The 25793-nt window shown below is 73.4% G+C and carries 23 protein-coding genes; 11 read left to right on the plus strand and 12 right to left on the minus strand.

All coding sequences use genetic code 11. The annotated features are described in order from the left end of the window. Nucleotides 1-247: 247 nt before the first annotated feature. Nucleotides 248-1216, plus strand: a complete 969-nt coding sequence (locus tag QWJ13_RS15295; RefSeq protein WP_316524824.1) for a CPBP family intramembrane glutamic endopeptidase — start codon at nucleotides 248-250, stop codon at nucleotides 1214-1216. A gap of 100 nt (nucleotides 1217-1316) precedes the next feature. Here QWJ13_RS15295 and QWJ13_RS15300 read toward each other — a convergent pair whose 3' ends face one another. Further along, nucleotides 1317-2108, minus strand: coding sequence for an ABC transporter substrate-binding protein (locus QWJ13_RS15300; protein WP_432277528.1), 792 nt, complete (start codon nucleotides 2106-2108; stop codon nucleotides 1317-1319). Between the two features lie 245 nt (nucleotides 2109-2353). Then, complete coding sequence (locus tag QWJ13_RS15305) at nucleotides 2354-3130, minus strand: MerR family transcriptional regulator (protein ID WP_316524830.1); 777 nt, start codon at nucleotides 3128-3130, stop codon at nucleotides 2354-2356. Nucleotides 3131-3368: 238 nt separating this feature from the next. Here QWJ13_RS15305 and QWJ13_RS15310 point away from each other — a divergent pair, with 238 nt between their 5' ends. From QWJ13_RS15310 to QWJ13_RS15320, 3 genes are read left to right on the plus strand one after another with little or no spacing between them, the layout of a single operon-like run. Beyond that, a complete protein-coding gene (locus QWJ13_RS15310; RefSeq protein WP_316524833.1) occupies nucleotides 3369-4940 on the plus strand; it encodes a flavin-containing monooxygenase in 1572 nt (523 codons plus the stop codon). Continuing rightward, nucleotides 4937-5923, plus strand: coding sequence for an alpha/beta fold hydrolase (locus tag QWJ13_RS15315; protein ID WP_316524835.1), 987 nt, complete (start codon nucleotides 4937-4939; stop codon nucleotides 5921-5923). The genes QWJ13_RS15310 and QWJ13_RS15315 overlap by 4 nt, the downstream gene beginning before the upstream one ends. Further along, on the plus strand, nucleotides 5920-6825 hold the full coding sequence (locus QWJ13_RS15320; protein WP_316524837.1) for an SDR family oxidoreductase: 906 nt from the start codon (nucleotides 5920-5922) through the stop codon (nucleotides 6823-6825). Before QWJ13_RS15315 ends, QWJ13_RS15320 begins: the two co-directional genes overlap by 4 nt. A gap of 114 nt (nucleotides 6826-6939) precedes the next feature. Here QWJ13_RS15320 and QWJ13_RS15325 read toward each other — a convergent pair whose 3' ends face one another. Then, on the minus strand, nucleotides 6940-8283 hold the full coding sequence (locus QWJ13_RS15325) for an aminotransferase-like domain-containing protein (protein WP_316524839.1): 1344 nt from the start codon (nucleotides 8281-8283) through the stop codon (nucleotides 6940-6942). Between the two features lie 132 nt (nucleotides 8284-8415). On the opposite strand from QWJ13_RS15325, the gene QWJ13_RS15330 reads away from it, so the two are divergent. Beyond that, nucleotides 8416-9078, plus strand: a complete 663-nt coding sequence (locus QWJ13_RS15330) for a LysE family translocator (protein ID WP_316524841.1) — start codon at nucleotides 8416-8418, stop codon at nucleotides 9076-9078. Nucleotides 9079-9102: 24 nt separating this feature from the next. Here QWJ13_RS15330 and QWJ13_RS15335 read toward each other — a convergent pair whose 3' ends face one another. The 4 genes from QWJ13_RS15335 to QWJ13_RS15350 form a co-directional block, all read right to left on the minus strand. Beyond that, nucleotides 9103-10146, minus strand: a complete 1044-nt coding sequence (locus QWJ13_RS15335; protein WP_316524843.1) for a serine hydrolase domain-containing protein — start codon at nucleotides 10144-10146, stop codon at nucleotides 9103-9105. Then, nucleotides 10143-11081, minus strand: a complete 939-nt coding sequence (locus tag QWJ13_RS15340; protein WP_316524846.1) for a DUF6895 family protein — start codon at nucleotides 11079-11081, stop codon at nucleotides 10143-10145. The genes QWJ13_RS15335 and QWJ13_RS15340 overlap by 4 nt, the downstream gene beginning before the upstream one ends. Next, nucleotides 11078-11797, minus strand: a complete 720-nt coding sequence (locus QWJ13_RS15345) for a hypothetical protein (RefSeq protein ID WP_316524850.1) — start codon at nucleotides 11795-11797, stop codon at nucleotides 11078-11080. Before QWJ13_RS15345 ends, QWJ13_RS15340 begins: the two co-directional genes overlap by 4 nt. 64 nt (nucleotides 11798-11861) lie before the next feature. Further along, nucleotides 11862-12065 (minus strand): hypothetical protein, encoded by a 204-nt coding sequence (locus QWJ13_RS15350; protein WP_316524852.1) that lies wholly within the window; start codon nucleotides 12063-12065, stop codon nucleotides 11862-11864. Nucleotides 12066-12220: 155 nt separating this feature from the next. On the opposite strand from QWJ13_RS15350, the gene QWJ13_RS15355 reads away from it, so the two are divergent. After that, complete coding sequence (locus QWJ13_RS15355; RefSeq protein WP_316524854.1) at nucleotides 12221-12994, plus strand: SDR family NAD(P)-dependent oxidoreductase; 774 nt, start codon at nucleotides 12221-12223, stop codon at nucleotides 12992-12994. A 163-nt stretch (nucleotides 12995-13157) separates the two neighbouring features. Further along, nucleotides 13158-15038, plus strand: a complete 1881-nt coding sequence (locus QWJ13_RS15360) for an ABC transporter ATP-binding protein (protein WP_316524856.1) — start codon at nucleotides 13158-13160, stop codon at nucleotides 15036-15038. A gap of 4 nt (nucleotides 15039-15042) precedes the next feature. Here QWJ13_RS15360 and QWJ13_RS15365 read toward each other — a convergent pair whose 3' ends face one another. Next, complete coding sequence (locus QWJ13_RS15365; protein ID WP_316524860.1) at nucleotides 15043-15711, minus strand: lysophospholipid acyltransferase family protein; 669 nt, start codon at nucleotides 15709-15711, stop codon at nucleotides 15043-15045. A gap of 176 nt (nucleotides 15712-15887) precedes the next feature. On the opposite strand from QWJ13_RS15365, the gene QWJ13_RS15370 reads away from it, so the two are divergent. Further along, nucleotides 15888-16100, plus strand: coding sequence for an EF-hand domain-containing protein (locus tag QWJ13_RS15370; protein ID WP_316524863.1), 213 nt, complete (start codon nucleotides 15888-15890; stop codon nucleotides 16098-16100). Between the two features lie 108 nt (nucleotides 16101-16208). Here the strand turns inward: QWJ13_RS15370 and QWJ13_RS15375 are convergent, their stop codons facing one another. After that, nucleotides 16209-18434, minus strand: a complete 2226-nt coding sequence (locus QWJ13_RS15375; protein ID WP_316524865.1) for a bifunctional glycosyltransferase/CDP-glycerol:glycerophosphate glycerophosphotransferase — start codon at nucleotides 18432-18434, stop codon at nucleotides 16209-16211. Nucleotides 18435-19275: 841 nt separating this feature from the next. Here QWJ13_RS15375 and QWJ13_RS15380 point away from each other — a divergent pair. Both QWJ13_RS15380 and QWJ13_RS15385 read left to right on the plus strand, forming a co-directional pair. Next, nucleotides 19276-19542, plus strand: a complete 267-nt coding sequence (locus QWJ13_RS15380; RefSeq protein WP_316524868.1) for a hypothetical protein — start codon at nucleotides 19276-19278, stop codon at nucleotides 19540-19542. A 241-nt stretch (nucleotides 19543-19783) separates the two neighbouring features. Further along, nucleotides 19784-20245 carry a YjbQ family protein gene (locus QWJ13_RS15385; RefSeq protein WP_316524871.1) on the plus strand — a complete coding sequence of 154 codons (462 nt, stop codon included), beginning with the start codon at nucleotides 19784-19786 and terminating at the stop codon, nucleotides 20243-20245. Nucleotides 20246-20323: 78 nt separating this feature from the next. Here QWJ13_RS15385 and QWJ13_RS15390 read toward each other — a convergent pair whose 3' ends face one another. Then, nucleotides 20324-20878 (minus strand): DUF1990 domain-containing protein, encoded by a 555-nt coding sequence (locus tag QWJ13_RS15390; RefSeq protein WP_316524874.1) that lies wholly within the window; start codon nucleotides 20876-20878, stop codon nucleotides 20324-20326. Nucleotides 20879-21008: 130 nt separating this feature from the next. Here QWJ13_RS15390 and QWJ13_RS15395 point away from each other — a divergent pair, with 130 nt between their 5' ends. After that, nucleotides 21009-21227: a hypothetical protein gene (locus QWJ13_RS15395; protein WP_316524875.1), complete on the plus strand. Its 219-nt coding sequence runs from the start codon at nucleotides 21009-21011 to the stop codon at nucleotides 21225-21227. A 17-nt stretch (nucleotides 21228-21244) separates the two neighbouring features. Here the strand turns inward: QWJ13_RS15395 and QWJ13_RS15400 are convergent, their stop codons facing one another. Both QWJ13_RS15400 and QWJ13_RS15405 read right to left on the minus strand, forming a co-directional pair. Further along, entirely contained in the window at nucleotides 21245-24283 is a 3039-nt protein-coding gene (locus tag QWJ13_RS15400; RefSeq protein WP_316524877.1) for an SMC family ATPase, read from the minus strand. Next, a complete protein-coding gene (locus QWJ13_RS15405) occupies nucleotides 24280-25449 on the minus strand; it encodes an exonuclease SbcCD subunit D (RefSeq protein ID WP_316524879.1) in 1170 nt (389 codons plus the stop codon). The genes QWJ13_RS15400 and QWJ13_RS15405 overlap by 4 nt, the downstream gene beginning before the upstream one ends. Nucleotides 25450-25793 lie beyond the last annotated feature (344 nt).

Raw genomic sequence — 25793 nt, forward strand, 5'->3', positions numbered from 1 at the left:
GCGCTGTTCCCTGGCGGACGCGTCGCTCGGTGTCCCGTACTGCGCGGACGACCCGGAGGCGGGGGCGGCGGTGGACGGCGGGGCTTGGGGCGGGGGCCCGTCGGTGGGGAGGCGAGAGGCGGTCAGCACACCCGGCAGGCCGCTGTACACCCAGAAAACTCGACCATCCGGACGGCAGTGGACGGCGCCCCCAACCGGCAGCGCACGTGGTTCCGGGGGCGGGTGCCGTCTCCGTAGCGTCGCCGGCATGACGTTACTGACGCAATCTCCGTCGAGCGCCGTCCGCCGGCGCGGTCTGCTGGTCTACCTGGCGCTCGCCTACGCCGGGATGTGGGCGGCCATGACGCCGCTGCTCGCCGACGGGTACCAGCGGGCCGACGCCCGGGAGGAGACCGGCGGTCTGGAAGAACTCTGCATCGGGTCCGCGATGTTGGCGCCGGCGTTGGCGGCGCTGTTCGTCGTTCGCTTCATCGAGCGCGGCAGGCGTGGAGGCGGGTCGGACGGGGTGCGGGAGGCGCTCGCGCTGAGCCGGCCCCGGCCACGGGATCGTGCGGTGCGGGCCTGTCTGCTGCCGCTCGTGGTGCTCGGCGGGCTGACGGCGGCGACGCTGGTGGTGGGCACACTGCTGGGAAGTTACCCGTTCGCCGGCTTCGGCTCGCTGGACGCCGGGCGGGTCGGCTCGTGGGCGGTCCAGGGGCTGATCGGGATGGTGCTCTCGCTGCCGCTGTTCTTCGGGGAGGAGATCGGTTGGCAGGGTTTCCTCTTCCCCCGGCTGCTGCGGCTCGGCGAGGGCGGCGGCGGTGCGGGCGGCGGAGGCGCGAGCGGTGGTGGTACGGCGGCGCTGGTCCGGGCGTACCTGCTCACCGGGACGGCCTTCGCGCTCTGGCACATGCCGACGCTGCTGATGGGCGGCCAGTACCCGGGGCGGCCGTGGTACCTGGCGGTGCCCGCGCTCACGGTGAGCTGTGTGCTCGTCCTGCCGGTCTTCACCTGGATGCGACTGCGCTCGGCGTCGGTCGTCCCGGCGGTGCTGGCGCACACCTTCACGAGCAGCATGAGCGTGTCGATGGTCCGGGAGTTCGCCGACCCGGGCGCCGAGCTGGACCCGCTCACCATGTCGCTCGCGGGCTGGCCCGGCTGGATCGTCCTCGGTGCGTTCGTGGCCTTCCTGGGGCTCACCGGGCGGCTGCGGCCGGGCCGGTACGGCGGGGAGTGACGGCCGGGGTGACAGATGACAGCTGACGGATTTCAGCTGACAGATGTTGAAATCTGTCAGCTGAAACCCGTCGGCTGAAAGCTGTCGCCCGCCAGCCCCGTCACCCGCCCGCCGGCGCCAGGTCCTTGCGGATCTCGTCCAGGATCAGCCCGGCTCCGGTGTAGCCGATGCCGAGCATCCACAGGTTGTCATCCACCGGGAACGCCCGCCCGCTCCGGACGGCGTCCAGGTTCTTCCAGAGCGCACCCTCGATGATCTTCCCCTGGGCGGACTCGGCCGCGTCCCCGTACACCGAGTAGAAGATGACGTCGGCCGCCGCCTGGTCCACCTGCTCCGGGCTGATCTCCATCGAGAATCCGGGCTTGTCCTGGTTGGCGGGCCGGCCGAGCCCGAGGTCCTTGAACAGCGAGCCGACGAAGGTGTCGTTCAGGTAGAGCCTGGTCGGCGCACCGGCCAGGAAGCGGGCCATCTCGACCCGGATGGTCGCCGCCCTGGCCGGTCCGCCGAGCGCGGTGACCAACTCCCGCAGCTTCGCCCGGTACGCCGCGTCCGCCGCCTCGGCCTCGGCCTGGCGGCCCAACGCCTCGGCGTGCAGCCGGACGTTCTCCTGCCAGGTCGGCCCGGTGGTCTTGGAAAGCACGGTCGGCGCGATCTTCGACAGGTCGTCATACCGCTTGTCGTCGCGGACCTGGTTGCTCAGGATGAGGTCGGGCCGCAGCGCCGCGATCGTCTCCAGACTCGGCTCGCCGATCGCCCCGACGGGCTTCGTCCCGGACAGCCGCTCGGTGGGCAGGTACCCCGGGAAGGGCGCGCCCGCGCCGGTGGTGGTGGCGCCGACCGGGCTGAGGCCGAGGGTGACCACCGAGTCCAGCGCGTCGGTGTCCAAGGCCACCACCCGGCTCGCCCGCGCCGGCACGGTGCTCTCGCCGCGTGCGTGCCGGACCGTCCGGGTCCTGCCGGATCCGGTTGAACCAGCGCCTGAGGAAGGGGAGTTGGACCCGCACCCGACGAGCGCGAGCCCTGGGGCGAGCGCGGCGGCGAGGCCGAGGGCGGCGCGGCGGCTGAGCGGACGGGGCATCGGCGGCACCTCCGATGTGCGGGCAGGGCGCGGGAATCCCTGCCCGCCCGGCCGCACGGTTACGCCTCGGAGCCGCTCTCCCGTCGCTGGCGCAGCAGTCCCTCGTACTCGGCGTGCACCAGCCGGTCCATCGCAAGGGCGAATTGGGCGTCCACCACCGTGCGGGCGAGCGGCCGCACCCGCAGGATGCGCTCGGTGAGTCGGGCCGCCTCGCCGGATGGCAGGGGGACATCGGCGGCCAGAGCGCTGAGCAGGTGCTCGCTGACCACCTCGATGAAGACCTCGGCGATGGCGTCCACGTGTTCCTGGGTGCGCCGGCTGGCCTCCAGTACCGCCGAGAGCGGCACGCCCTCCGCCACCAGCTCGGTGGTGGCGTCCATCAGCCGGCGGCTGACGTGGGTGATGCCCTCCTCCTCGACGGTGATGTAGCCCTGGGCGATCGACTCGGCGGTGTTCTCCTCGGTGAGCTGGTCGCCGAAGGCGGTCTTCAGCTCGTCCCAGTCCAGCCGCACCGGGGTCTCGTCCGACCACGGGGCGACGATGGCGGCCTCCAGCCCGATCAGGTCGGCGACGTCCCGCCCGCTCTCGCCGGCGCCGATCAGCTCGGCGATGCCGCCCAGGGTGTGGCCGCGTTCCAGCAGTTCGCCGATCATCCGCAGCCGGGCCAGGTGCTCCTCGCCGTACCAGGCGATGCGGCCCTCCTTGCGGGGCGGCTGGAGCAGCTTGCGCTCGCGGTAGAACCGCAGGGTGCGGGTGGTGATCCCGGCCGCCTCGGCCAGATCCTCCACCCGGTACTCGCGTCTTCTGTCGCCCGCGGCAGCTCTGACCTTGTCCACGGCGATCAGCATAGGACCGTCGGCTCCGGAAGGTTCCCCGAACCGGAGCCGCCGTGCTTCTTCCATCCGGTGTCAGCAAGGGCTACTCTCCAACCGTGCCAGTGATTACTGGCGCGATTGGCAGGGTCCCGGAGGAAGTCCCCGGGAGGCCCCGGGAGGCGAGCCCCCCGGGAGGTCCCGGGGCGGACGGCCCCGGGAGAGCGCGACGATCACCGCCCCACCCTCAGGAGGTTGCCGCATGGCATCCAGCAGCAAGCGCCCCCGCTCCGGCGCGTCCGCAGCGACCGACACCACTGCTGCACAGGAGACCGTCCCGCACGTCCGGGTGGCGGTGATCGGCTCCGGCTTCGGCGGCCTCGGCGCCGCGGTCCGGCTGCGCCGCGCCGGGATCACCGACTTCGTGGTCCTGGAGCGCGCGGACTCCGTCGGCGGCACCTGGCGCGACAACAGCTACCCCGGCTGTGCCTGCGACGTGCCCTCGCACCTCTACTCCTTCTCCTTCGCGCCCAACCCGGACTGGCCGCGCAGCTTCTCCGGCCAGCCGGACATCCGCGCCTACCTGGAGAAGGTCGCCACCGTCTTCGGCATCCGCCCCCATCTCCGCTTCAACGCCGATGTGCTGGAAGCGCGTTGGGAGAGCGAGCAGACCCGCTGGCGGATCACCACCTCGGCGGGCCAGTGGACCGCCGACGCCGTCGTCTCCGCCGTCGGACCGCTCGCCGACCCGCAGGTCCCCGACCTTCCCGGGCTGAGCGGCTTCCCCGGCAAGGTGTTCCACTCCTCCCGCTGGGACCACGACTTCGACCTGGCCGGCAAGCGTGTCGCGATGGTCGGCACCGGCGCCTCCGCCGCCCAGATCATCCCGTCGATCCAGCCCGAGGTCGGCAAGCTGACGGTCTTCCAGCGCACCCCCGCCTGGGTCCTGCCGCGCCGCGACCGCGAGATCACCCAGCTGGAGAGGCGGCTGCACCGCCGCCTGCCGGTCACCGCGAAGATCCGCCGGGGCGCCCTCTTCGCCCTCCGCGAGATCCAGGTGGACGCGTTCGTCCGCCGCCCCGGACTGCTGCGCATGGTCCAGCAGCTCGCCGAACGCCACATCGCCCAGGGCGTCGCCGACCCGGAGCTGCGCGCCAAGCTCACCCCGGACTACCGGATCGGCTGCAAGCGCATCCTGCTCAGCAACACCTACTACCCGGCGCTCTCGGCGGCCAACACCGAGGTCGTCTCCTCCGGCCTGCGCGAAGTGCGCGGCTCCACGCTGGTCGCGGCCGACGGCAGCGAGCACGAGGCGGACGCCATCGTCTTCGGCACCGGCTTCCACGTCACCGACATGCCCATCGGCGCCCGGGTGTTCGGCGCCGACGGGACGAGCCTGGCGGAGGAGTGGAAGGACGGCATGGAGGCCCTGCGCGGCTCGACCGTGCACGGCTTCCCGAACCTCTTCTTCGTCATCGGCCCCAACACCGGCCTCGGCAACAGCTCGATGATCCTGATGATCGAGTCCCAACTGAACTACATGGTCGACGCGTTGACCACGCTCGACTCGATCGGCGCCACCGCGATGCAGCCGACCGTACGCGCCCAGCGGCAGTGGAACCTCGAACTCCAGCACCGGATGGACCGCACCGTCTGGACCACCGGCGGCTGCACCAGCTGGTACCTCGACCCGAGCGGCAAGAACACCGTGCTCTGGCCCGGCTCCACCACCTCGTTCCGCCGGGCCACCCGCAAGGTCGACCTCGGCGAGTACGAGCTGATCATGCGCCCCGCGCCGGCCGTCGCCCGCACCGTCCAGGAGGTCTCCGCGTGAACTCCGTCCCGCTGCCCGCCGACTACGAACCCCCGGTACCGGTGGAGGAGTTGATCGTCCGCTCGGCGGACGGTGTCCGGCTGTACGTCGAGGTGCACGGTCGGCCCGGTGCGCCTACCGTGGTGCTCTCGCACGGGTGGACCTGCTCGACCGCCTTCTGGGCCCCGGTGATCCGCGAACTGGCCGACCGCTACCGGGTGGTGGCCTACGACCAGCGTGGCCACGGACGCAGCGAGATCCCGCCGAGCCGGGCCCGCTACTCGACCCGGGCGCTGGCCGAGGACCTGTCCGCCGTGCTCGCGAGGACCGTTCCGGCGGGGGAGCGGGCGGTATTGGCCGGGCACAGCATGGGCGGGATGACCATCATGGCCGCCGGTGGCCGCCCCGAGGTCGCCGAGCGCACCGCCGCCGCCGTGCTGATCTCCACCGGGCCGGGCGAGTTGGTGGAGGAACTCACCGTCCTGCCGCCGGCCGTACGGGCCCGGGGTCTGCGGCGCTTCCTGCACCGGCAGCTGCTGCGCTCCCGGATGCCGCTCGGGCCGGTCTCGCCGGTCACCCGGGTCGCGCTCAAGTACGCGACGATGGGGCCGGGTTCGCCCGCCGGGCAGGTCGAGGCGACGGCCCGGATCGTGCACGCCTGTCCGACCGCCGTCCGTGCCAACTGGGCCGCGGTGCTCGACCGGCTGGACGTCCATGCCGGGCTCGCCCGGCTCGCCGCGCCCACGGCGGTGGTGGTCGGTACCGGCGACCGGCTGACCCCGCCGGTGCACGCCCATCGGATCGTCGCCGAACTCCAGGACCCACAGGGGCTGTTGCTGCTTCCCGGGGTCGGCCACATGTCGCCGCTGGAGCGCCCGGTGGAGGTCGCCGCCGAGATCCACCGGATGGCGTGGGCGTACCTGACGGCCGCGCCCGTCGCTGAAGTCCCTGCCGTTACCGCCGCTGATTCCGCTTCCGTCGACGAGAGGACCGCTGTCGCATGAACGCCATCCCGCCCCTGTCCGCCCAGGTCGTGGTCATCACCGGGGCCGCGCGCGGCGTCGGTGCGACGCTGGCCCGCAAGCTCGCCCGGCGCGGGTCCAAGGTGGCCCTGCTGGGGCTGGAGCCGGAGGAATTGAAGGCCGTCGCCGCGCAGTGCGGTCCGTCCGCGACCAGCTGGGAGGTGGACGTCACCGATCTCGACGCGCTGGAGGAGACCGCCCGGCTGATCAAGGAGCACTACGGGCGGATCGACACCGTCGTCGCCAACGCCGGGATCGCCCTCGGCGGACCGCTGACCGACAGCGACCACAAGGCGTTCAGCCGGGTCATCGAGGTCAACCTGCTCGGTAGCGTGGCCACCGCGCGGGCCTTCCTGCCCGCGCTCGCCCAGAGCCGCGGCTATCTGCTCCAGATCGCCTCGCTCGCCGCGCTGACCCCCGCGCCGCTGATGAGCGCGTACTGCGCCAGCAAGTCCGGGGTGGAGGCCTTCGCCCACTCGATCCGCGCCGAGGTGGCCTACCAGGGGGTCAAGGTCGGTGTCGGGTACCTGAGTTGGACCGACACGGACATGGTGCGCGGGGCCGACGAGGACGCCGTGCTGAAGCAGATGCGCTCCCGGCTGCCGTGGCCGGCCAACAAGACGTATCCGCTGGAGCCCGCCGTGGACCGGATCGTCGCGGGGATAGCCCGCCGGTCCGCCCACGTCTACGCCCAGGCTTGGCTGCGCGGGATGCAGCCGGTCCGCTGGCTGCTGCCGAGCCTGATCGCGGTGGTCGGCTCCCGGGACGTGGCCCGGCTCGCCCCGCAGCTCGCCGCCACCGCCGCGAGCCGGCTGCGAGCGGTCGGTGCCGGTGGCGCGGCGGACGCGGCGGTCCGGGGGAGCCGGAGCGGGACGGGCGGCTGACGGCGGGCCACTGCCGGGCGTCAGTCGATGGTCGACGGCTGACGGCCGACAAGTGGCGGTCGACGAGTGACAGCTAACAGCTAACAGCGGACAGATAACAGATTTCGAAATCTGTTATCTGTCCGCTGCCTGTTGTGCGCCCGCCCCCGCTACCCCCGCCAGCGTCCCCAACGCCCGCGCCAGCACCGGCAGCGGCGGCGAGGCGAGCCCGACCCGGACGGCGGCGGGCGAGCGTCGGGGGTCGACGGCGAAGGCGGTCGCGGGCGTGACCGAGATCCCGGCTCGGGCCGCCGCCGCCACAAAGGCCTCCGCCCGCCACCCCGTCGGCAGCTCCCACCACAAGTAGTACGAGCACGGATCGGACCGCAGCCGCTGCCCCGCCAGCACCTCGCGCGCCAGCAGCTGCCGGGCCGCCGCGTCGGCCCGCTTCGCCTCCGCCAGCGACGCCAGCGTGCCGTCCCCGATCCAGCGCACCGCCGCCTCCAGCGCGAAGCCGCTCGGCGTCCACCCGCCCGAGCGCAGCGCCCCCGTCACCCGCTCGCGCAACGTCGCAGGGACGACCGCGAACCCGGTGGTCAGCCCCGGGGCGAGCCGCTTGGAGAGGCTGTCCACGAGCACGGTGCGCTCGGGCGCGAGGGCGGCGAGCGGCGTCGACTCGGGTCGCAGAAAGGACCAGACGGCGTCCTCGACCACCGGCAGGTCGAGCCGCCGCAGCACTCCCACGAGCTCCGCCGCCCGCTCGTCCGGCAGGCTCACGCCGAGCGGGTTCTGCAGCCGCGGCTGAACGTACAGCGCGCGCAGCGGCCCGGCCCGGTGGGCGGCCGCCACCGCCTGCGGCAGGAGGCCGTGCTCGTCCATGGCCAGCGGCACCGGCACGATGCCCAGCCGCTGCGCCACCGCCTTGACCACCGGATAGGTCAGCTCCTCCACCCCCAGCCGCTGTCCGGGCGGCACCAGCGCGGACAGTGCCCCGGCGATGGCCTGCCGCCCGTTGCCGGCGAACAGCAACCCCTCCGCTCCGACCTCCCAGGACCCGGCGGTCGCCAGCTCCGCGAACGCCCGCCGAGCCGCGCCCGTCCCGGCCGCGCCGACCGGCCGCAGTGCGTCGCCGAGCGCGTCCGGTCGCAGCAGCGGCGCCAGCGCGCCCGCCAGCAGCTCGGCCTGTCCTGGGACGGAGGGGTGGTTGAGCTCCAGGTCCACCGGGGAGGCGGCCGGTTCGGCGAGCGCCACCCGGGCGCCCTCCGGCCCGCGCCCGGCCCGGACGAAGGTGCCGCGCCCGACCTCCCCGACGGTCAGCCCGCGCCGGGCCAGCTCCCGGTAGACGCGCCCCGCCGTCGAGGCGGCGATGCCCCGGCCGCGGGCGAACGCGCGCTGGGTCGGCAGCTGCTGACCGGGCCGCAGCCGCCCGTGCGCGATGTCGGCGGCGATCCGGTCGGCGATCCGGCGGTAGTCGTCCATCGGTCCTCCTGCGTTCCCTCGTCCTGCGTTGCCTCGTCACAGCCCGCGCCGCAACAAGGAAACGAGCCGGGCATTGCACCGAGGGCAAAGTCATCATTGCATCGACCCGGCGGCCCGCCCTAGCCTCCTCGCATGGACGCCTTGACATCCGCCGTGGACGGCCACGCCGTGCTCGGGATCGCCGCCGTGGCCCTGGGCATGGTGCTGTCGCCCGGGCCCAACATGATCTACCTGGTCTCGCGCTCGATCGCGCAGGGCCGCCGCGCCGGGCTGGTCTCGCTGATCGGTGTCGCGGCCGGATTCCTGGTCTACCTGGTCGCGGTGACGGCTGGGGTGGCCGCGGTGTTCTCGGTGGTGCCCGCGCTCTACACCGCGATCAAGCTGGCCGGCGCCGGATACCTGCTCTGGCTGGCCTGGAAGGCGGTCAAGCCGGGCGGCGCGGCGGTCTTCGCCCCGCAGCAGCTGCCACCGGACCCGCCGCGCCGGCTGTTCGCGATGGGCTTCCTGACCTGCCTGCTCAACCCCAAGATCGCCATCATGTACATCTCGTTGCTGCCCCAGTTCGTGGCCCCGGAGCGCGGCCATGTCGCCGTGCAGAGCCTGGTGTTGGGCCTGGTCCAGGTCTCGATAGCGGTCACCGTCAACGGCCTGATCGCACTGAGCGCGGGCAGCATCGCGGCCTTCCTCAACCGCCGCCCCGGTTGGCTGCGGATCCAGCGCTACGCGATGGGCACCGTCCTGGCCGGTCTCGCGGTGCACATCGCCGCCGACCGCGCCAAGGCCGTGGCCGTCTGACCGGAACGGGCAGGTCCCAGCGGGCTACTCGGAGCGGCTGGCCACCCGCAGCGCCTCGTACCCGGCCTGGACGAACCGACCGTCCAGCGCCGGAGCGGTGTTGGCCACCGCGGCGACGGCCGCCGAGCCGTCGGGCGAGAACCCCACGAAGGCGGTGAACCCCCGGGTGCCGCCGCTGTGGAAGTAGAGGTCCCGGTCGCCCGAACGGCGGTGCATCCAGACCAGCGCGATCCGGTCGGTGGAGCGCGGCAGCCGAAGTCGCGGCCGCTGGACGTCCCGAAGCGCCGCGCCCAACCCTGTCTCACCCAACCCCCCGGCGCCGCCGTCGAGATGGGCGCGCAGGTAGCGCAGCAGGTCGGCCCCGCTGGCTCGCACCGCGCCGGCTCCGGGCAGCCCGGGGATGCGCCAGGGCGGCAGTGCCCGTCCGTGCCGGTATCCGGTCGCCCGGCCCGGCTGGTCCGGGGCGCAGGTCGTGTCGTGCAGCCCGAGCGGTCCGCAGACCCGTTCGGTGAGCAGTTCCCCGTACGGAAGGCCGCCTCTCTCGGCGAGCGCGCGGCCGAGCAGTCCGACTCCGAAGTTGGAGTACCAGTAACGGCTACCGGGCCTGTCGTGTACGGAGGTTCGGGTCAGCGCCTCCCGCAACTGCTCGTCGCCGTACGCCTCGTACGGGTTGCTGAACCAGGCCGGTGCGGCCTTCGCGAGCAGGCCGGGAGGGAGGCGGGGCAGGCCCGAGGTGTGCGTGGCCAGGTGCATCAGTCGGATGGGTTCCGCCGAACGGGCTTCGGCCAAGCGCCAGTTGAGCGGCAGCAGTTCCTCGACCGGGTCGTCCGGGGCGAGTTCTCCGCGAGCGGCCAGCTCGGCGAGCAGCAGCGCGGTGAACGTCTTGCTGACGGAGCCGAGTTCGAAGACGGTGTCGGGGGTGCAGGTCGGTGCCGTACGCTCCCGTCCGACCCGCCCGAAGCAGCGCACCTCCGCCCGTGCCCCGGCGGCCAGGGCGACCGTCACGGCGGTGGCGTACGGCCGGGCCGCCCGCACCACCGCCGTGACCGCGGCGTCCAGCCCGCTCAAGGGGCGGCCACCGGGGTGCCGCCGAGCGCCCGGGAGAGCGCCACGTCGGCGGCCACGACCCCGACCACCGCGGTGTGGCAGTGCTGGCGGAAGTCCTCTTCCGGGTCGTCGTTGTCGGGGGCCGAGCCCTCGCACTTGATCATCCCGTTCTCCTGTTGGGCCGCGGCCAGCGCCTCCCAGCCGGCTCGTCCGGTGACCGGTTCGCCGATGCAGGAGTCCACGATGAGCAGTTCACCGGCGAGGTCCCACTGCTCGATCTCCAGCCAGATGTCGAGCCAGACCGGCAGCCAGTCGCGCAGGTATTCGCGCATCGGCTCGGGCAGGCACTCGGGCCGGGCGCCCCAGTCGGTGAGGTGGAAGACCGTGTGGGTGACTTGGTAGGCGATCACCCAGGCGATGGTCCACGGTTCGGGGAGGGCGCCGAGCCAGGTGCTCCTGGCCAACTCGGGCCAGTCCGGCTGGGGTTCGAGGCCGGAGATCCGCCGGGCGTTGGCGAGCGCGAGGTGGCGGCTGCCCTGGATCTCGACGGCGTGCACGGCCCGGAGCCGGCCGATCGAGGTGAGCAGCTCCTCCATCGCGGCGTGCCGGTAGCCGGAGCGGGCGAAGTGGCCGTACGTCTCCAGCGGGTCGACGAGGGTGACGTGCCGCAGCTGCCGCTCCAACAGCAAGTCGCCCTCGCCCAGTTGGGACCAGGCGGCGTCGAGCAGCTCGCGGGCGAGCCGGGCGTCGTGCGGGCCGGCGACGCCGTCGCGCAGCACCAGGGAGGAGGCCAGGGCGGCCTCGCAGAGCGGCTTGTAGACGTCCTCCGGGTCGGCCAGGTCGACGATGGTGCTTTCCTCCAGGCGGCTGTAGCCGCGCTGGTAGCCCTCGTGCAACCAGGCCAGCGACCGGGAGCCGAGCTGTTGGGCGGTGGTGAGCACCGCGGTGTCGGTCATCTCGTCGCCCCGTTCGACGGGCCGTGCAACAGGCGCTGGGCAATGGCGAGTTCGAGAGTGGAGCGGGCGGTGCCGTCACCGGCGAAGCGGATCCGGTCCAGGACGGGTTCGAGTTCCAACCGGAGTGCCTGGCCGTCGGCGTGGGCCCAGGCGAGCCACCGGGCGAGCCGGACGGCGGTGGTGGGGTCACGCCGAAGCATGCAGCGGACGGTGCCGCGGGCGAGGTCCAGGGTGTGCGCGCGGGCGGCGTCGTGCACCGGGCCGTCCAGCGTCGGCAGTGCCAGCGCGGACAGTTGGGCCATCCGCTTGGACCAGGCCTGCCAGCCGATGGCCTCGGGGCCGGACAGCGCGGCGGGGTCCGACCCGGACGACCCGTACGGCGTGCGGGCCAGCAGCCGTCCGGCTGCCCAGTCCTGCCAGCCGATCACCAGGGCGGCCTCCTCGGAGGAGGGGGCGGGTGCGGGGAAGGCCGCGCGCGCCTCGGCCAGCAGGGCGGCGGTGGTGCCGTCGGGCTCCGCGCCGGTGAGCAGCCGCGGTGCGAACAGGTCCGCGCCGAGCACGCGCACCGCGGCCAGCAGGGAGCGGGGCACGACGCTGTCGGGGTCCGCGAGTGCGGCCGTGCCCTCGCCGTCCTGGAGAACGGCGAGGGTCCGGTCCGCCACCCGCTCGACCGCCGCGGCGAACTCGTCACGGAGAGGGGTCTCGGCGGTTGGCATGGTGATCGGGTCCCCCTTCGGAGGGTTGGTCACGGGCGCGGAGCCCGACGGGGGAGGAGCGGCCCTACCGGGTCGGCTTCTCCTTCGGTCCCTTCGGCGAGAGGAGCAGGAGCGCGGCCAGCAGCACCGCGCCGGCGGCCTCGGGCAGGTACGTGGGCGCGTCGGACACGACGGCCTCGTCCTCCACCATCAGGCTCGCGAGTGTCTCGGCCTCAAGCGTCGCGCTGCGTGACGTCGTGGCCGTTTCGGTCCGGAACTGAGTAAGCATCAGAAGTGCCTCCTCAACTGGATTTCACCGCCCGGTCGGACGATGCCCCTGTTCGACAGTACGAGCACCTCCGGATGGCTGCATCCGCAGTCCGCTGAGCTGGCGGCCTGCCCCGGATGTGGGCGCGGACGCGGTGAATGGGTACGGTCGGGGGCATGACCACAGCCTTGATCACCGGCGCGACCGCCGGCATCGGAGCCGCCTTCGCCAGCCGGCTCGCCCGCAGCGGCTACCGGCTCGTCCTGGTGGCCCGCGACACCGAGCGCCTGGAGCGCGCCGCCGCCGACCTGCACGCGAAACACGGCGTCGAGGTGGAGACGCTGACCGCCGACCTCGCGACCGACGAGGGCATCGGCTCCGTGGAGGCTCGGCTCGCCGACTCCGCGCGGCCGGTGGACCTGCTGGTCAACAACGCCGGCTTCGGCAACAAGGGCGCCTTCGGGGTCGTCCCGCTCCAGGACGAACTGGACATGCTGAAGGTGCACATCGAGGCGATCCTTCGGCTCACCACGGCCGCCCTGCCCGGCATGCGGGAGCGCGGCCGGGGTGCGATCGTCAATGTGGCCTCGGTGGCCGCCTTCCTGCCGCGCGGCACCTACGGTGCGAGCAAGGCCTGGGTGGTCAGCTTCACCCAGGGGGTGATGCGTGACCTCGGCGGTACGGGCGTGCGGATGATGGCGCTCTGTCCGGGCTTCACCCGGACCGAGTTCCACGAGCGGGCCGGCATGGGCACCGGCAACATCCCCTCCTGGTCCTGGCTCTCCTCGGAGCGGGTGGTGAACGAGGCGATGCGCGACCTGGCGCGCGGCCGGGTGGTGTCCGTGCCCAGCAAGCGGTACAAGGTCGCCGTGGCCCTCGCCCGGGCGCTGCCCTCCGGCAAGCTGGGTGGCGTCTCCTCGAAGGCGGCGCGCACCTACCGGACGAACTGACGGCAGGGGCGGTCGGGGCGGTCGGCGACGTCCGAGGGTCGGGAATAGAGGCTATCTCACTATTAGCTTGTCTAACTATGAGCTACCCTCGCTATAGTCCCGCCATCGGCCCATCCATCCCCCCGGCCGTCCGCGCCGCCGTCCACCCCAGGGAGGCCCGTCCTTGAGACCCACCGCCATCGACTGGACCCCGCCCGAACGCGCCGAGGGCGAGCCCCGCCCGCCGGCCCAGTGGCGCCGCATCCTCGCGCTCTTCCGCCCGTACTCGGGCCGCCTGACCGTCGTCGGACTGCTGGTCGCCGCCTCCGCCGTGGTCTCCGTCGTCTCTCCGTTCCTGCTCAAGGCCGTCCTGGACACCGCCATCCCGCAGGGCCGCACCGGGCTGCTCAGCCTGCTGGCACTCGGGATGATCCTGACCGCCGTGGTGAACAGCATCTTCAACGTCCTCCAGACGCTGATCTCCACCACCGTCGGCCAGCGCGTGATGCACGACCTGCGCACCGCCGTCTACGGCCACCTCCAGCGGCAGTCACTGGCCTTCTTCACCCGCACCCGCACCGGCGAGGTGCAGTCCCGGATCGCCAACGACATCGGCGGCATGCAGTCCACGGTGACCTCCACCGCGACCAGCCTGGTCTCCAACCTGACCGCGGTGGTCGCCTCCGTCGTCGCCATGGTCGCGCTCGACTGGCGGCTGACCGTCATTTCGCTGCTGCTGCTCCCGCTGTTCGTCTGGATCAGCCGCCGGGTCGGCCAGGAGCGCAAGAAGATCACCACCGAGCGCCAGAAGCAGCTGGCCGCGATGAGCTCGGCGGTCCAGGAGTCGCTCTCGGTCAGCGGCATCCTGCTCGGCCGCACGATGGGCCGATCCGGCTCGCTGGCCCACGAGTTCACCGAGCAGTCCGACCAGCTCGCCGACCTGGAGGTGCGGGCCAGCATGGCCGGGCGCTGGCGGATGAACACCATCCAGATCGTGATGGCCGCGATGCCCGCGCTGATCTACTGGGCGGCCGGACTGACCTCCGCCGCCGGCGCGCCGATCGTCTCGGTCGGCACCCTGGTCGCCTTCGTCACCCTCCAGCAGGGCCTGTTCCGCCCGACCGTCAGCCTGCTCTCCACCAGTGTGGACGTGCAGACCTCGCTCGCCCTCTTCCAGCGCATCTTCGAGTACCTCGACCTGCCGGTGGAGATCGACGAACCGGCCGACCCGGTCACCCTGGCCGACATCCGCGGCGACGTGCGCTTCGAGGCGGTCGACTTCCGCTACGACCCCGCGCAGGAACGCCCGACCCTGGCCGGCCTCGACCTCGCGGTCCCGGCCGGGAGCTCACTGGCCGTGGTCGGCGAGACCGGCTCGGGCAAGACCACCCTCAGCTACCTCGTCCCCCGGCTGTACGACGTCACCGGCGGACGGGTCACCCTGGACGGCGTGGACGTGCGCGAGCTCTCCTTCGACACCCTGGCCCGCGCCGTCGGCGTGGTCTCCCAGGAGACCTACCTCTTCCACGCCTCGGTCGCCGAGAACCTGCGCTTCGCCAAGCCCGGCGCGAGCGACGCCGAACTGGTCGAGGCCGCCCGGGCCGCGCAGGTGCACGACACCATCGCCGCCCTCCCGGACGGCTACGACACCCTGGTCGGCGAGCGCGGCTACCGCTTCTCCGGCGGCGAGAAGCAGCGCCTCGCACTCGCCCGGACGATCCTGCGCAACCCGCCGGTGCTCATTCTCGACGAGGCCACCAGCGCGCTCGACAACCGCACCGAACGGGCTGTCCAGCAGGCCGTGGACACCCTGGCCGCCGGCCGCACCACCATCACCATCGCGCACCGGCTCTCCACCATCCGGGCCGCCGACCAGATCGCCGTCCTGGACCGCGGCGAAGTGGTCGAACTCGGCAGCCACGAGGAACTGGTGGCACTGGACGGCCGGTACGCGGCGCTGCTGCGCCGCGAGGCACCGGAGGCACCGGAGGCGCCGGAGGTGACGGGCGTGTCGGACGCCCCCGACGCGCCGCAGGCGTCGGCGGCCGTCCGGCAGCCGGCGTGAGCGGTCAGGCCGCCTTGGGGACCTCGTTGTAGCTCTCCGCGACCTCCTGGCCGGAGAGCCGCTGGATGGCCGCCATCACCTCGTCGGTCACCTGCCGACGGGCCTTCAGCGAGCGGGCCTGCCCGTGCAGCTCGTCGAAGTGCAAGGGCTCGCCGAAGCGGACCGTCACCTTCTTCAGTCGCGGCACCCGCTTGCCCACCGGCAGGATCTGCTCCGGACCCTCCAGCGCGACCGGCACCACCGGCACGCCCGCGGTCAGCGCGAGCCAGGCGACGCCCGTCTTGCCCCGGTACAGCCGGCCGTCCAGCGAGCGGGTGCCCTCGGGGTAGATGCCGAAGGCCTTGCCGTCCTCCAGGATCTCCAGCGCCGACTCCAGCGAGGCCTGGGCGGAACGGTAGGTGCCGCGTTCGACCGGCACCGCGCCGATCGCCTCGAAGAAGCCCTTGGACAGCCGGCCCTTGAGCCCGGTGCCGGTGAAGTACTCGGCCTTGGCGAGGAAGTGGACCCGGCGCGGGGCGGTCAGCGGGATCACCACGCTGTCGATGAAGGACAGGTGGTTGCTGGCCAGGATCACCCCGCCCTTGCGGGGCACGTTCTCGATCCCCTCGATGACCGGCCGCCAGATCCCCCGCGAGACCGGTTTCAGCACCAACTTGGTGGCGAGGTCGAGCACGATTCCCTCCCTGGACGAACGACCGCCCGGGAGGAGCCCGGGCCTGCAATCAGATCCGCAGACTACGACACCCACCCCCGAGCGCGTCCACTCCCGGAGACCGTGGCGCGCGCCACGGCCGGGGTAGGGTACGGCCGTCCGAACCGGGCGAAACCCCGCAGTACGCAGGAGGCACGATGGAAACCGTTGAGGCGATCAAGGCCTTTTTCGACCGTTTCGACAAGGACGGCGACGGCAAGATCACCGCGGCCGAATACGCCCTGGCCGCCAACGAGATGGGCGACCACGACGTCACCCTCTCGATGGCCGAGGCGCTGATCCACAGCATGGACACCGACCACGACGGCGTCCTGACGTTCGAGGAGTTCCGGGCTGCCCGCCAGCGCTGAGCTCGCACCGGCGGGGCCGGCCGCCGCAGAGGCGCCACCGGCCCCGTCGTCGTTGTTTGACCGTGGTTTTACCGCTGCTCGACCAGGGCTTGGCCGGCTGCCGCCCCGCTATCCGCCGAGCGGGTTGCTCCGCTGTCCGTCCACCGGGAACACCCGGCGCACCACCCGCTCCGCCGCACCGCCGTCGTCCCAGACGCAGAACTTCTCCCGGAACCGCGCCCGCGCCGCCGGCTCCGGGTCGCCTGCCAGCAGCGCCCGCGCCAGCGCGTCCGCGTCCTGGGTGACCGCGCCCGGCGGCTCCGCGAACAGGTCGAAGTAGACGCCGCGGTCCCGCTGGTACTCCTCCCAGTCCGGGGCGAAGATCACCACCGGCCGGTCCAGCACCGCGTAGTCGAACATCATCGACGAGTAGTCCGTCACCAGCGCGTCCGCCGCCAGGTAGAGGTCCTCGACCGTGGGATGCGCCGAGACGTCCACGATGTCCGCCGACCGCGCCCCGGCCCTCGTCAAGTCGCCCGGACCGTCGGTGTGGAAGTAGTGGGTGCGCACCAGCAGCGTGAAGTCCGGGCCCAACTGCCGGGCCAGCGCGGCCACATCGAGCAGCGGGACGTAACCGCCCTTGCTGCCGCGGTGGGTCGGCGCGTACAGCACCGCCCGGGTGTCCGGCCGCAGTCCGAACCGTTCGCGCATCGCCCGGACCTCGTCCGAAGTGGCGTTCGCCAACCGGTCGTTGCGCGGGTAGCCGGTGTCCAGCATCTCGTACCGGCCGGGGAAGGCGCGGGCGAAGTGCCCGCTGGTGTGCGGGTTGGGGGAGACCAGGAAGTCCCAGCGGTCGACGGCCTGTTGGAGCTGCTCGAAGTCCATCCCCTCGGCCGCCGCCGGGTGGTCGCGCAGGTCCATGCCCATCGCCTTGAGCGGGGTGCCGTGCTGGGTCTGGACGTGTACCGTGCCCGGCCGCTTCGTCATCGTGCGGGGGAAGTTGACGTTGTTGACGAAGTACTTGGCGGTCCCCATCGCCTTGAGGTAGGCGGGGGTGTTGACGATCACGTACGGCACCCCGGGCGGCAGCGTGGCGGCCTGGGCGCGGTTCTCCACCACCCACACCCCCCGGATCCGCGGGGCGAGTTCCTTCGCCTTCTCGTAGATCGCCGCCGGGCTGCACGCGTAACCCCGGTGCCAGTACGCGGCGTAGACCGCGAGGTTCTCGTCCAGCGGCAGCCGGCGGAACGCGTTGTACGCGGTGAACCGGGCGCCGCTGCGCACCCCCTTCTTCACCGCGGGCGCCACTGCCCGTGCCCCGCGCTTGAGTTCGCGCGGCAGCCGGCCGGTGCGGCGCAGCTCCGCGTACGCGATCCGGGCGCCGCGGGCGGCCAGCCGGTACTGCACGCCGCGCACCCCGCCGGGGAAGCGGTAGCCGGTCGGGCGGTGGCGGTCGAAGTGCCGGGAGATCCGCTGGAAGAAGTCCTTGCGCAGATCGGTGGGGACCAGCCCCGGGGTGTCGTAGACGTTCAGCGCCTGGCGGACGGTGCGGTCGAAGACCAGGGTGCGCAGTGAGTCCGGGACGGGCGGGCCGGGGCGGTCCGAGCGGTCCAGGAACGCGAAGATCGCGTCGTACTGGGCGAACACGTCGGCGTGCTTGGGGGAGGCGGTGGCGGTGATCGCGCCGTCCCGGCCGCGTCGGTAGAAGTAGCAGGGGCGGTCGAGGTAGCGCAGCCGTTCGGCGGCCAGCAGCGCCGGATAGGTGACCGAGATGTCCTCGTAGTAGCCGCGGCCGAAGGAGACGCCGAGGCCGTCCAGGAAGTCGCGGCGGAACACCTTGTTCCACACCGACATCACGGTCTGGAACAGCGCCGGGTGCTCGGCCAGCGTGCAGCCCTCGACCAGCGGGGAGCCGGTCAGCACGTGGCGCCAGGGGTTGGACTCCGTCCCGCCGTCCGGGTAGACGTGGGTGAAGTCGGTGATCAGCACGTCGGCGGGGGTCTCCCGGCGGCGCTCCTGGACCAGCTCGTCCAGCAGCACGCTGACCGTCCGCTCGGGCACCCAGTCGTCGCTGTCCACGAACCAGACGTACTCCCCGCGGGCCTGCGGCAGAGCGGCGGTGCGGGCGCCGCCGAGGCCCTGGTTCTCGGTGAGGTGCAGGACCCGCAGCCGGCTGTCGCGGGCCGCGTAGGCGTCCAGGATCGCGCCGGAGCCGTCGGGGGAGAGGTCGTCGACCGCGATCACCTCGAAACGGGTCTCCGCGGCGGGGGTGTCGCCGAGGATCGAGTCGAGGCAGCGGGGGAGGTACCGCTCCACGCCGTGGACCGGGAGCACGATGCTGAGGAGGAGGGACACGCTGGCCGAGTTTACCGACCCACCGGGCGCGACCTGCGTGGACGTCCGGTTCGGGGGCCTTCGGGGCCTTCGGGGCCTTCGGGGTGTTCGGAGCGACGCCCGGGGGCGCTGCGGGGGTGTTGCGTGCGGGCGCAGCGTGCGGGTGTCACGGGCGGGTGTCGCGGGTGGGGAACCCGGGACCGCCGGTGCCGAGCCCCTCGCGGGGCGGCACCGGCAGTCAGGTGGCGGTCCGGCCGACCCTCTACGGCCGACCGCCCGTCCGGGCACCGTGCGAGCCTGGCCGCCGCAGCGTCGAGGCGGCCGGGCAGTGGCTCGCGGGAGCCGGAATTCTTCCTCGTTGTTCTTCATCACTCGAACACACGCCTGAGTGCGGTGCGGGCACTGGCGTGTGCATCTGATATTGCTTGGATGATCGACCGGAGTCAATCCCTCGAATGTGTTCACTTCCTGAAGTCGGACGGTGGCGGTGCGTTCGCCGGTCCTGGGCGCGGTGATCGTGCGGGGATCGACGCCGTGAGCCGCGTGGCGAGCGGCCCGGGGAGTGGCTCGGGGAGTGGCTCGGCGGCCGTCCGGTGATCGCTTTGTCGATGTGGCGCCTGTCCCCTATATGGGAGGCGGACATGCGGGGCGCGCGGCGGATGTTTCCCGGACCTGGTGACGAACGGCCGGTCGTGCACCATCATTGATGCCTAGTCGTGATCCGGACGGTCGGCCCCTGGTGCTTCGTCAGTTGACGCCGCACGGTACGGTGGCACAACACCAAGGACGGTTGCGCGAAGGCCGTCTGTCACGGATAGTCTTCGCCTCACGGCCCTGGCGCCTCGTAGGGGTGGGAAAACTGATGGAACACATGCAAGTGCGGACTCGGCCCCGCGTGCCGGCGATCCAGTGCGGTGTCGGCACGACCGGCCGCCGGATCGACCGACACCTGGCCGTGCTCGGCGCGCCCGCACTCCCGGCGGTGGACACCGCCGAGGCGCTCGGGTTGATAAGGGAGCTCACGCCGCGTGGCGCTGAGGCCCCGACGGCCCGCCGTCGCCACACCAGGATCTCGCTGCTGACGCCGCTGCGTCGGCTGCGGCGGAGCCTCTTCGGCGGGCGCGGCTAGTACAGCCGGCTGGTCCGGCCGACGCGGCAAGGGTCCCTCCCCGCCGCCCGGTCGGGAACCGACCCGGTGGACCGTCCGGTCCGCCGGGTCTTCAGTGTGTCCGGGCACCGCCAGGGCGGGCTCCCCGCTCGCTCAGGGCCGCTGTGGTCTGAACCTTTCACCCTACGCGAGTCCCGCTCTTCGGCGCGGCGAGTCGGCGAGGGAGTACGCCCAGCCCCCTGACCTGGGACAGGATGGCGCCATGGCGGACACCAAGCACCCCACCCAGACCGGCTCGCTCCCGACCAGCGTCTTCCAGAGCGGCACCTTCGAGATCACCACCGGCAGCCGCGAGGTCGCGCTCGACATCACCGACCGCTGCGCCGCGTTCCTCGACGAACGGGCCGCCGGGCGCGACGGCCTGCTCAACATCTTCGTCCCGCACGCCACCGCGGGGATCGCCGTGCTGGAGACGGGATCCGGCAGCGACGACGACTTCCTCGCCGTCCTGCGCGACCTGCTCCCGGCCGACGACCGCTGGCGCCACCGGCACGGCAGCCCCGGCCACGGCCGGGACCACGTGGTGCCCGGCCTGGTCGCCCCGCACGCCACCCTGCCGGTGCTCGGCGGTCAACTGGCGCTCGGCATCTGGCAGTCGGTGGTGCTGGTCGACACCAACGGGGACAACCCGCGCCGGACGGTCCGGCTGTCCTTCCTCGGCTGACGGCTGACGGCTGACGGCTGAGGGCTGAGGGCGGGTGCCGGGGCCCGGTACGGGGCGCGGGGCGGGCCGGGGGTGGGCTCAGCGGACGTGCGCGGCCACCGCGGCGAGGTAGCGCTCGATCGCCAGGTGCTGGCAGAGCAGCGCCACCGGGCGGCCCAGCCTGGCGTACCAGGCGGACAGCCGGGAGAACGCGGTGACCTCGAACCACACCTCGCCGTCGGCGTCCATCGACACCAGGAACGCCTCCTCGCCGCACTCCGGGTGGCCGGGGAGGGTGCCGTAGCCGAATCCGATCCGGCCCGGCTCGTCCACCACCCACACCACCCGGCAGGGGATCACCAGCCGCGGCCACCGGCGCCCCGGCAGGTTCAGCCGCAGCAGTACCGTCCCGCCCTCCCGGGCCGGGCCGGCCGGGTACACCGCGAAGCCCGTGCCCAACTGGCTGCCCCAGGCGAGCACGTACCGCCCGGCCCGCTCCAGCACCTCCGGCCCGCGCCCCAGATGGACCCGCCGCCGCAGGTGCGCGTAGCCGTCCGGAAGCCGCCCGCCCCCACCGCGGGTGGCGCCCACCTCCGGGTACGACGGGTCGGTGGCGCGGGCGGCGAGCAGGCGTCGGTGCAGGTCGGTGGCCATGGCTGCCACGCTAGCGGCCGGCGGGGAGCGGGGCGGCGGTGGGGCGGGGCGGCGGTGGGGCGGCTCCCCATCCGTCCCATCCGCCGGGGGTGTGTTGCGGCAGGACACGGGACCGGAGTAGGAAGGCGGCATGAGCGACACCGGTACGAACGAGGAAGCGGCTGTCTGCGAACTCGGGCCCGACGCCGCAGCGGCGGCGGCGCTGCGGCACGACCCGACGGCGGCCGGGCCGCGCGCGGACTGCGTGCTGTGCGGCGAACCGACCGAACTGCCCGCCGACCAGCCGGGCAGCACCCTCTGCCCGGTGTGCGCCTGGCAGCAGGCACAGCGCATCGCCTGCTCCGGCTGACCCGACGGGCGCCCGCGCTACGCGTCCTCCCGCCCGGCCCGCGCCAGGGTCGAGCCGCGCCGCCCCTTGCGGACGAGCAGCTGGGCGGGGATGCGGCTGCGCAGGTCGGCGACGTGGCTGACGATGCCGACCGCGCGGTCCCGTTCGCGCAGCCCGTCCAGGACGTCCATGACCTCCTCCAAGGACTGCTCGTCGAGGGTGCCGAAGCCCTCGTCGATGAAGAGGGTGTCCAGCGGCATGCCGCCGGCCTCGTCGGTGACCACGTCGGCCAGGCCCAGGGCGAGGGAGAGCGAGGCGAAGAAGCTCTCGCCGCCGGAGAGGGTGGCGGTGTCCCGTTCGGTGCCCGTCCAGGCGTCGACCACCCGCAGGGCCAGGCCTGAGCGCTTGGTGCCGGTGCCCCGGTCGTCGCTGTGGACCAGGGTGTAGCGGCCGCCGGACATCCGGACCAGCCGGTCACTGGCCGCCGCCGCGACCTGCTCCAGCCGCGCCGCCAGGACGTACGACTCCAGGCGCATCCGTAGCCGGTTCTCGCTGGAGGTGCCGGACGCGAGCGCGGCGAGCCGGTTGATCCGCCCGTACCGGTCCAGCGCCGGGGCCAGCTCGGCGGCGAGGGCGGTCAGCTGCCGCCCGATCTCCGCCAGCGCCCCGCACCGCTCGCGGGCGGCCGCGTGGGCGGCGTGTGCCCGGCCGAGCCGGTCGGTGGCGGCACCGAGCGCGGCCGCGACGGCGGGCAGGTCCACCGGCGGACGGACCGCGGCCTCGGCCAGCTCCGGCAGCTCCAGCTCGCGGCGGACGGCGGAGGTCTCGGCGCGGTGCCGCTCCAGCCGGGATTCCAGCCGCTCGCGCTCCTCGCGCGGCAGCAGCACCGCCAGTGCCGCGGCTGCGTCCGGGAAGCCCGCGCCGACCGCGGCCTTGCCCAGCTCGTCCTCGGCCTCGCCGAGCCGGACGGACGCCTCCGCGTGGGCCCGGGCGGCGGTGGCCGTGGCCGCGACCTCCTCGGTGAGCCGGCTGAGGGCAGTGGCCCGGTCGGCCACCGAGGCCGCCTCGCCCCGGGCGGCGGCCACCCGGGCGGCCAGCGTCCGCTGCTCGGCGCCGAGCGCCAGCAACCGGTCGGAGAGGACGGCGGTGCGCTCCTTGGCCTCGTGCAGTTCCTCGACCCGGCGGGCGCGGTCCTGCGACAGTCGGGCGATCTCCCGCTCGACCCGGCCGAGCGCCTCCGCCGCGTGCCGCGCCTCGCGGTGCTCGCGCTCCAGCTCGGCGAGGGCCTGCGCGAGCGCCTGCGCACCGTCCGGACCGGCCGCGCCGGCGGCGGTGGCCTCGCGGACCCGCAGGGCGGTGAGCGCCTGCTCGGCCTCCGACCAGAGCCGTTCGGCGTCGGCCTGCGCCCGGCGCGCCCGTTCCTCGTCCTCGGCGCCGACCCGGCCGCCGGGAGCGGCCTCGGCGGGCGCCGGGTGCTCGGGCGAACCGCAGACCCGGCAAGCCTCGCCCGAGCGCAGCTGCTCCGCCAACTCGGCGGCCATGCCGTGCAGTCGACGGTCCCGCAGGTCCAGGCTGTGCTCGCGGGCGTCCAGCGCGGCCGTCCGCAGGTCGGTGACCCGCGGTTCGGCCGCGGCGATCTCGGTACGCAGGCCGTCGCGCTCCCGGGCCGCCCCCAGGCGGACCGTCAACTCCGTGCGCCGCCCGTCCAGTTGCTCGACCCGGGCGGTCGCCGTCCGGGCCTCGGTGTGCTGCTGCTCCAGCCGGCCCAACTCGCCCTCGAACTCGGCCAGCCAGTCCTCGGCCTCCTCGGTCAGCTCCTCGACCGCGCGCCGTTCCTCCGTCAGGGAGCGCTGCTCATGGGCGAGTTCGGCGCAGCGCCGCTCCTCCGCGCGGGCCGCCTCCAGTCGGACCACCTCGGCCCGCAGTCGCAGCTCGGCCTCGGCCAGCCCGGCCGCGTCCGCCCCGGCGAGCTCCTGCCCCTCGCCGCCGGCGCCGGTCAGTGCCTCGCGGTGCCGGAACTCCGCCTGCTGCGCGCGCCGCAGCGCCTCGGCCGCGCTCTCCCGCAGCCGCAGCGCGGACTCCACCCCGACCGCCTCGTGAGCGGCGGCCAATCGCTGTCGGTCCGCGGCCGCGGCGGCCTCGAAGCCGGCCAGCCGCTCGGCTCGCTCCCGGGCCTCCCGGTGCCGGCGCTGGCGACCGGCCAACTCCTCGGCGGCCTCCCGCTGCCCCTGGGCGGCGCGCTGGGCCGCCTCGGCGCCCGCGAGGGCGGCCTCGGCGACGGTGAGCTGCTCGGCCGCGCCGCTGCGCAGGACCGCCGCCCAACCGAGCACCCCGGCGGCCAGGGCGGCGTCGTCGTCCTCGGCCGGCACCCAGCCCCGGGCGGGTTCGGCGTTCGGACCGGCCGCCTGCTCGGCCTTGCTGGCGAGGTCCCGCAGTCGGCGCCGCCCTGCCTGGACGGCGGCCTCCTGACCGCGCCGCTGCTCGGCCAGCCAGGCCTCCACGTGCTGGAACCGCTCGGTGTCGAACAGCCGCCGCAGCAGCTTGCCGCGCTCCTCCGAGTCGGCCTTGAGGAAACGGGCGAAGTCCCCCTGCGGCAGCAGTACCACCTGGCAGAACTGCTCCCGGTTCATGCCGATCAGCCGGTGGATCTCCTCCCCGGCCTCCTGGTGCGACTTGCTGAGGCCGCGCCAGCCGGGGGTGCCGTCGCCCGCGTCGGCGACCCACTCGCGCAGCAGCGTCTGGGCCCGTTCGACGGTGGTGCCGGTGCCGACCTTTTTCGGGCGGCGCTGCTCCGGCAGCCGGGTGACCTGGAGCCGCCGCCCGCCGAGGGTCAGCTCCAGCTCGACCGAGGTCAGCCGCTTCGGGTCGGCGTGGTCGCTGCGCAGCCGGTTGGCCCGGCGGGCGCCCGGCGTCTCGCCGTACAGGGCGAAGCAGACCGCGTCCAGCACGCTGCTCTTGCCCGCGCCCGTCGCGCCGCGCAGCAGGAACAGCCCGCCGGCGGCGAGCGCGTCGAAGTCCACCGTCTCGCTGCCCGCGAACGGGCCGAAGGCGGTGACGGTGAGCCGGTGCAGCCTCATCGGGGCAGGTCCGCCTTCCGGTCGGTGGTCTCCCGGACGCGCTCGAAGCCCTCGCGCAGCCAGCCGATCTCGTCCGGTTCCGGTTCGGCGCCGGGGCGGACGTGCCGCAGGAAGCCCTCGGCGATCTCCAGGTCCGCACGGCCGCTGACCCGTGCCGCGTACGACTGCGAGGGCTCGGCCTCGCTCCGCTCGGGGTCGAACAGCAGCTGGAGGGTGTGCGGGAAGCGGCGTCGCAGCCGCTCCATCGGCTCGCTCGGCCGGGCCGCGTCGGTGAGCGTGGCCTGCACCCAGGACTGCTCGTGCTCGGCGTACCGCTCGTCGGTGAGCAACGCGTCGAGGGTGCCGCGCAGGGTGGCCAGCCGGCGTGGCTCGGGGCACGGCACCCGCTCGGCCGTCACCGCGCCGTCGGCGGCCAGGTCGACCAGCCACATGGTCTTGCGCTGCTTGACCTCGGAGAAGGAGTAGGCGAGCGGGGACCCGCTGTAGCGCAGGTGCGGGGCGAGCGTCTGGCAGCCGTGCAGGTGGCCGAGCGCGGCGTAGTGCACCCCGTCGAAGACCGAGGCGGGCACCGAAGCGACGCCGCCGACCGCGATGTCCCGCTCGCTGTCGCTCGGTGCGCCGCCGGTGACGAAGGCGTGCGCCAGCACCACCGACCTGGTCCCGGCAGGGCGCGTCGCCAAGTCCGCCCTGACCTGGTCCATCGCCGCCCCGAGCACCGCCGCGTGCCCGCCCTTGGCCAGCCCGAACCGCTCGCGCACCAGGGTCGGCTCCAGGTACGGCAGCCCGTACACCGCCACCGGGCCGTGCTCGTCCGCGAGCAGGACGGGCTCGGCGCACCCGCCAGGGTCCGTCCGCAGATGGATGCCGGCCCGCCCGATCAGCCCCGCCCCGACCCCGAGGCGGCGGGCCGAGTCGTGGTTGCCGCTGATGAAGACCGTCGGCACTCCGAGGTCCGCGAGGCGGTGCAGGACGTCGTCGAACATCGCGACCGCCTCCAGGCCGGGCAGCGCCCGGTCGTAGACGTCCCCCGCGACCAGCACGGCGTCCACGCCCTCGGAGCGGACCACATCCACCAGGTGGTCCAGGAAGGCGCGCTGGGCGTCGTGCAGGCTCTCCCGGTGGAACGAGCGCCCGAGATGCCAGTCGGAGGTATGCAGCAGTCGCATGGTTCCCGACCCTAACCCGCGGCACTGACAATCCCGCCGGGCCCGGTGGACCCGTGCGACCCGGGCGACCCACGTGACGGTCGACAGATGACAGCTGACAGATAACAGATTTCGAAATCTGTTATCTGTCAGCTGTTATCTGTTCGCTGTCATCCGTTTGCTCGCGGCTCGCGGTTCGCGGTTCGGCGGACCCCTTGGCGACGGCGGTCGGTCCCGGGTCGATGCCCCTCCGGGGATGGAGCTGAGCTTGTTCGATTACCAAGGGTGCATTGTCAGTGGCTCTGTGTATGTTCCTCGATGTCGGCCGGTCCCAGCCTGGGCGGTCGGCGTGGTCCGGTGTCGGA

Origin of the sequence: Kitasatospora brasiliensis (assembly GCF_032654805.1) — a bacterium.
Lineage (GTDB): Bacteria > Actinomycetota > Actinomycetes > Streptomycetales > Streptomycetaceae > Kitasatospora > Kitasatospora brasiliensis.

Excerpts from the sequence above, each read along its gene's own strand:
- QWJ13_RS15295 (WP_316524824.1), top strand. The coding sequence starts at position 248 with ATGACGTTACTGACGCAATCTCCGTCGAGCGCCGTCCGCCGGCGCGGT.
- QWJ13_RS15310 (WP_316524833.1), top strand. The coding sequence starts at position 3,369 with ATGGCATCCAGCAGCAAGCGCCCCCGCTCCGGCGCGTCCGCAGCGACC.
- QWJ13_RS15320 (WP_316524837.1), top strand. The coding sequence starts at position 5,920 with ATGAACGCCATCCCGCCCCTGTCCGCCCAGGTCGTGGTCATCACCGGG.
- QWJ13_RS15325 (WP_316524839.1), bottom strand. The coding sequence starts at position 8,283 with ATGGACGACTACCGCCGGATCGCCGACCGGATCGCCGCCGACATCGCG.
- QWJ13_RS15330 (WP_316524841.1), top strand. The coding sequence starts at position 8,416 with ATGGACGCCTTGACATCCGCCGTGGACGGCCACGCCGTGCTCGGGATC.
- QWJ13_RS15340 (WP_316524846.1), bottom strand. The coding sequence starts at position 11,081 with ATGACCGACACCGCGGTGCTCACCACCGCCCAACAGCTCGGCTCCCGG.
- QWJ13_RS15345 (WP_316524850.1), bottom strand. The coding sequence starts at position 11,797 with ATGCCAACCGCCGAGACCCCTCTCCGTGACGAGTTCGCCGCGGCGGTC.
- QWJ13_RS15350 (WP_316524852.1), bottom strand. The coding sequence starts at position 12,065 with ATGCTTACTCAGTTCCGGACCGAAACGGCCACGACGTCACGCAGCGCG.
- QWJ13_RS15355 (WP_316524854.1), top strand. The coding sequence starts at position 12,221 with ATGACCACAGCCTTGATCACCGGCGCGACCGCCGGCATCGGAGCCGCC.
- QWJ13_RS15370 (WP_316524863.1), top strand. The coding sequence starts at position 15,888 with ATGGAAACCGTTGAGGCGATCAAGGCCTTTTTCGACCGTTTCGACAAG.
- QWJ13_RS15380 (WP_316524868.1), top strand. The coding sequence starts at position 19,276 with ATGGAACACATGCAAGTGCGGACTCGGCCCCGCGTGCCGGCGATCCAG.
- QWJ13_RS15385 (WP_316524871.1), top strand. The coding sequence starts at position 19,784 with ATGGCGGACACCAAGCACCCCACCCAGACCGGCTCGCTCCCGACCAGC.
- QWJ13_RS15390 (WP_316524874.1), bottom strand. The coding sequence starts at position 20,878 with ATGGCCACCGACCTGCACCGACGCCTGCTCGCCGCCCGCGCCACCGAC.
- QWJ13_RS15395 (WP_316524875.1), top strand. The coding sequence starts at position 21,009 with ATGAGCGACACCGGTACGAACGAGGAAGCGGCTGTCTGCGAACTCGGG.
- QWJ13_RS15400 (WP_316524877.1), bottom strand. The coding sequence starts at position 24,283 with ATGAGGCTGCACCGGCTCACCGTCACCGCCTTCGGCCCGTTCGCGGGC.
- QWJ13_RS15405 (WP_316524879.1), bottom strand. The coding sequence starts at position 25,449 with ATGCGACTGCTGCATACCTCCGACTGGCATCTCGGGCGCTCGTTCCAC.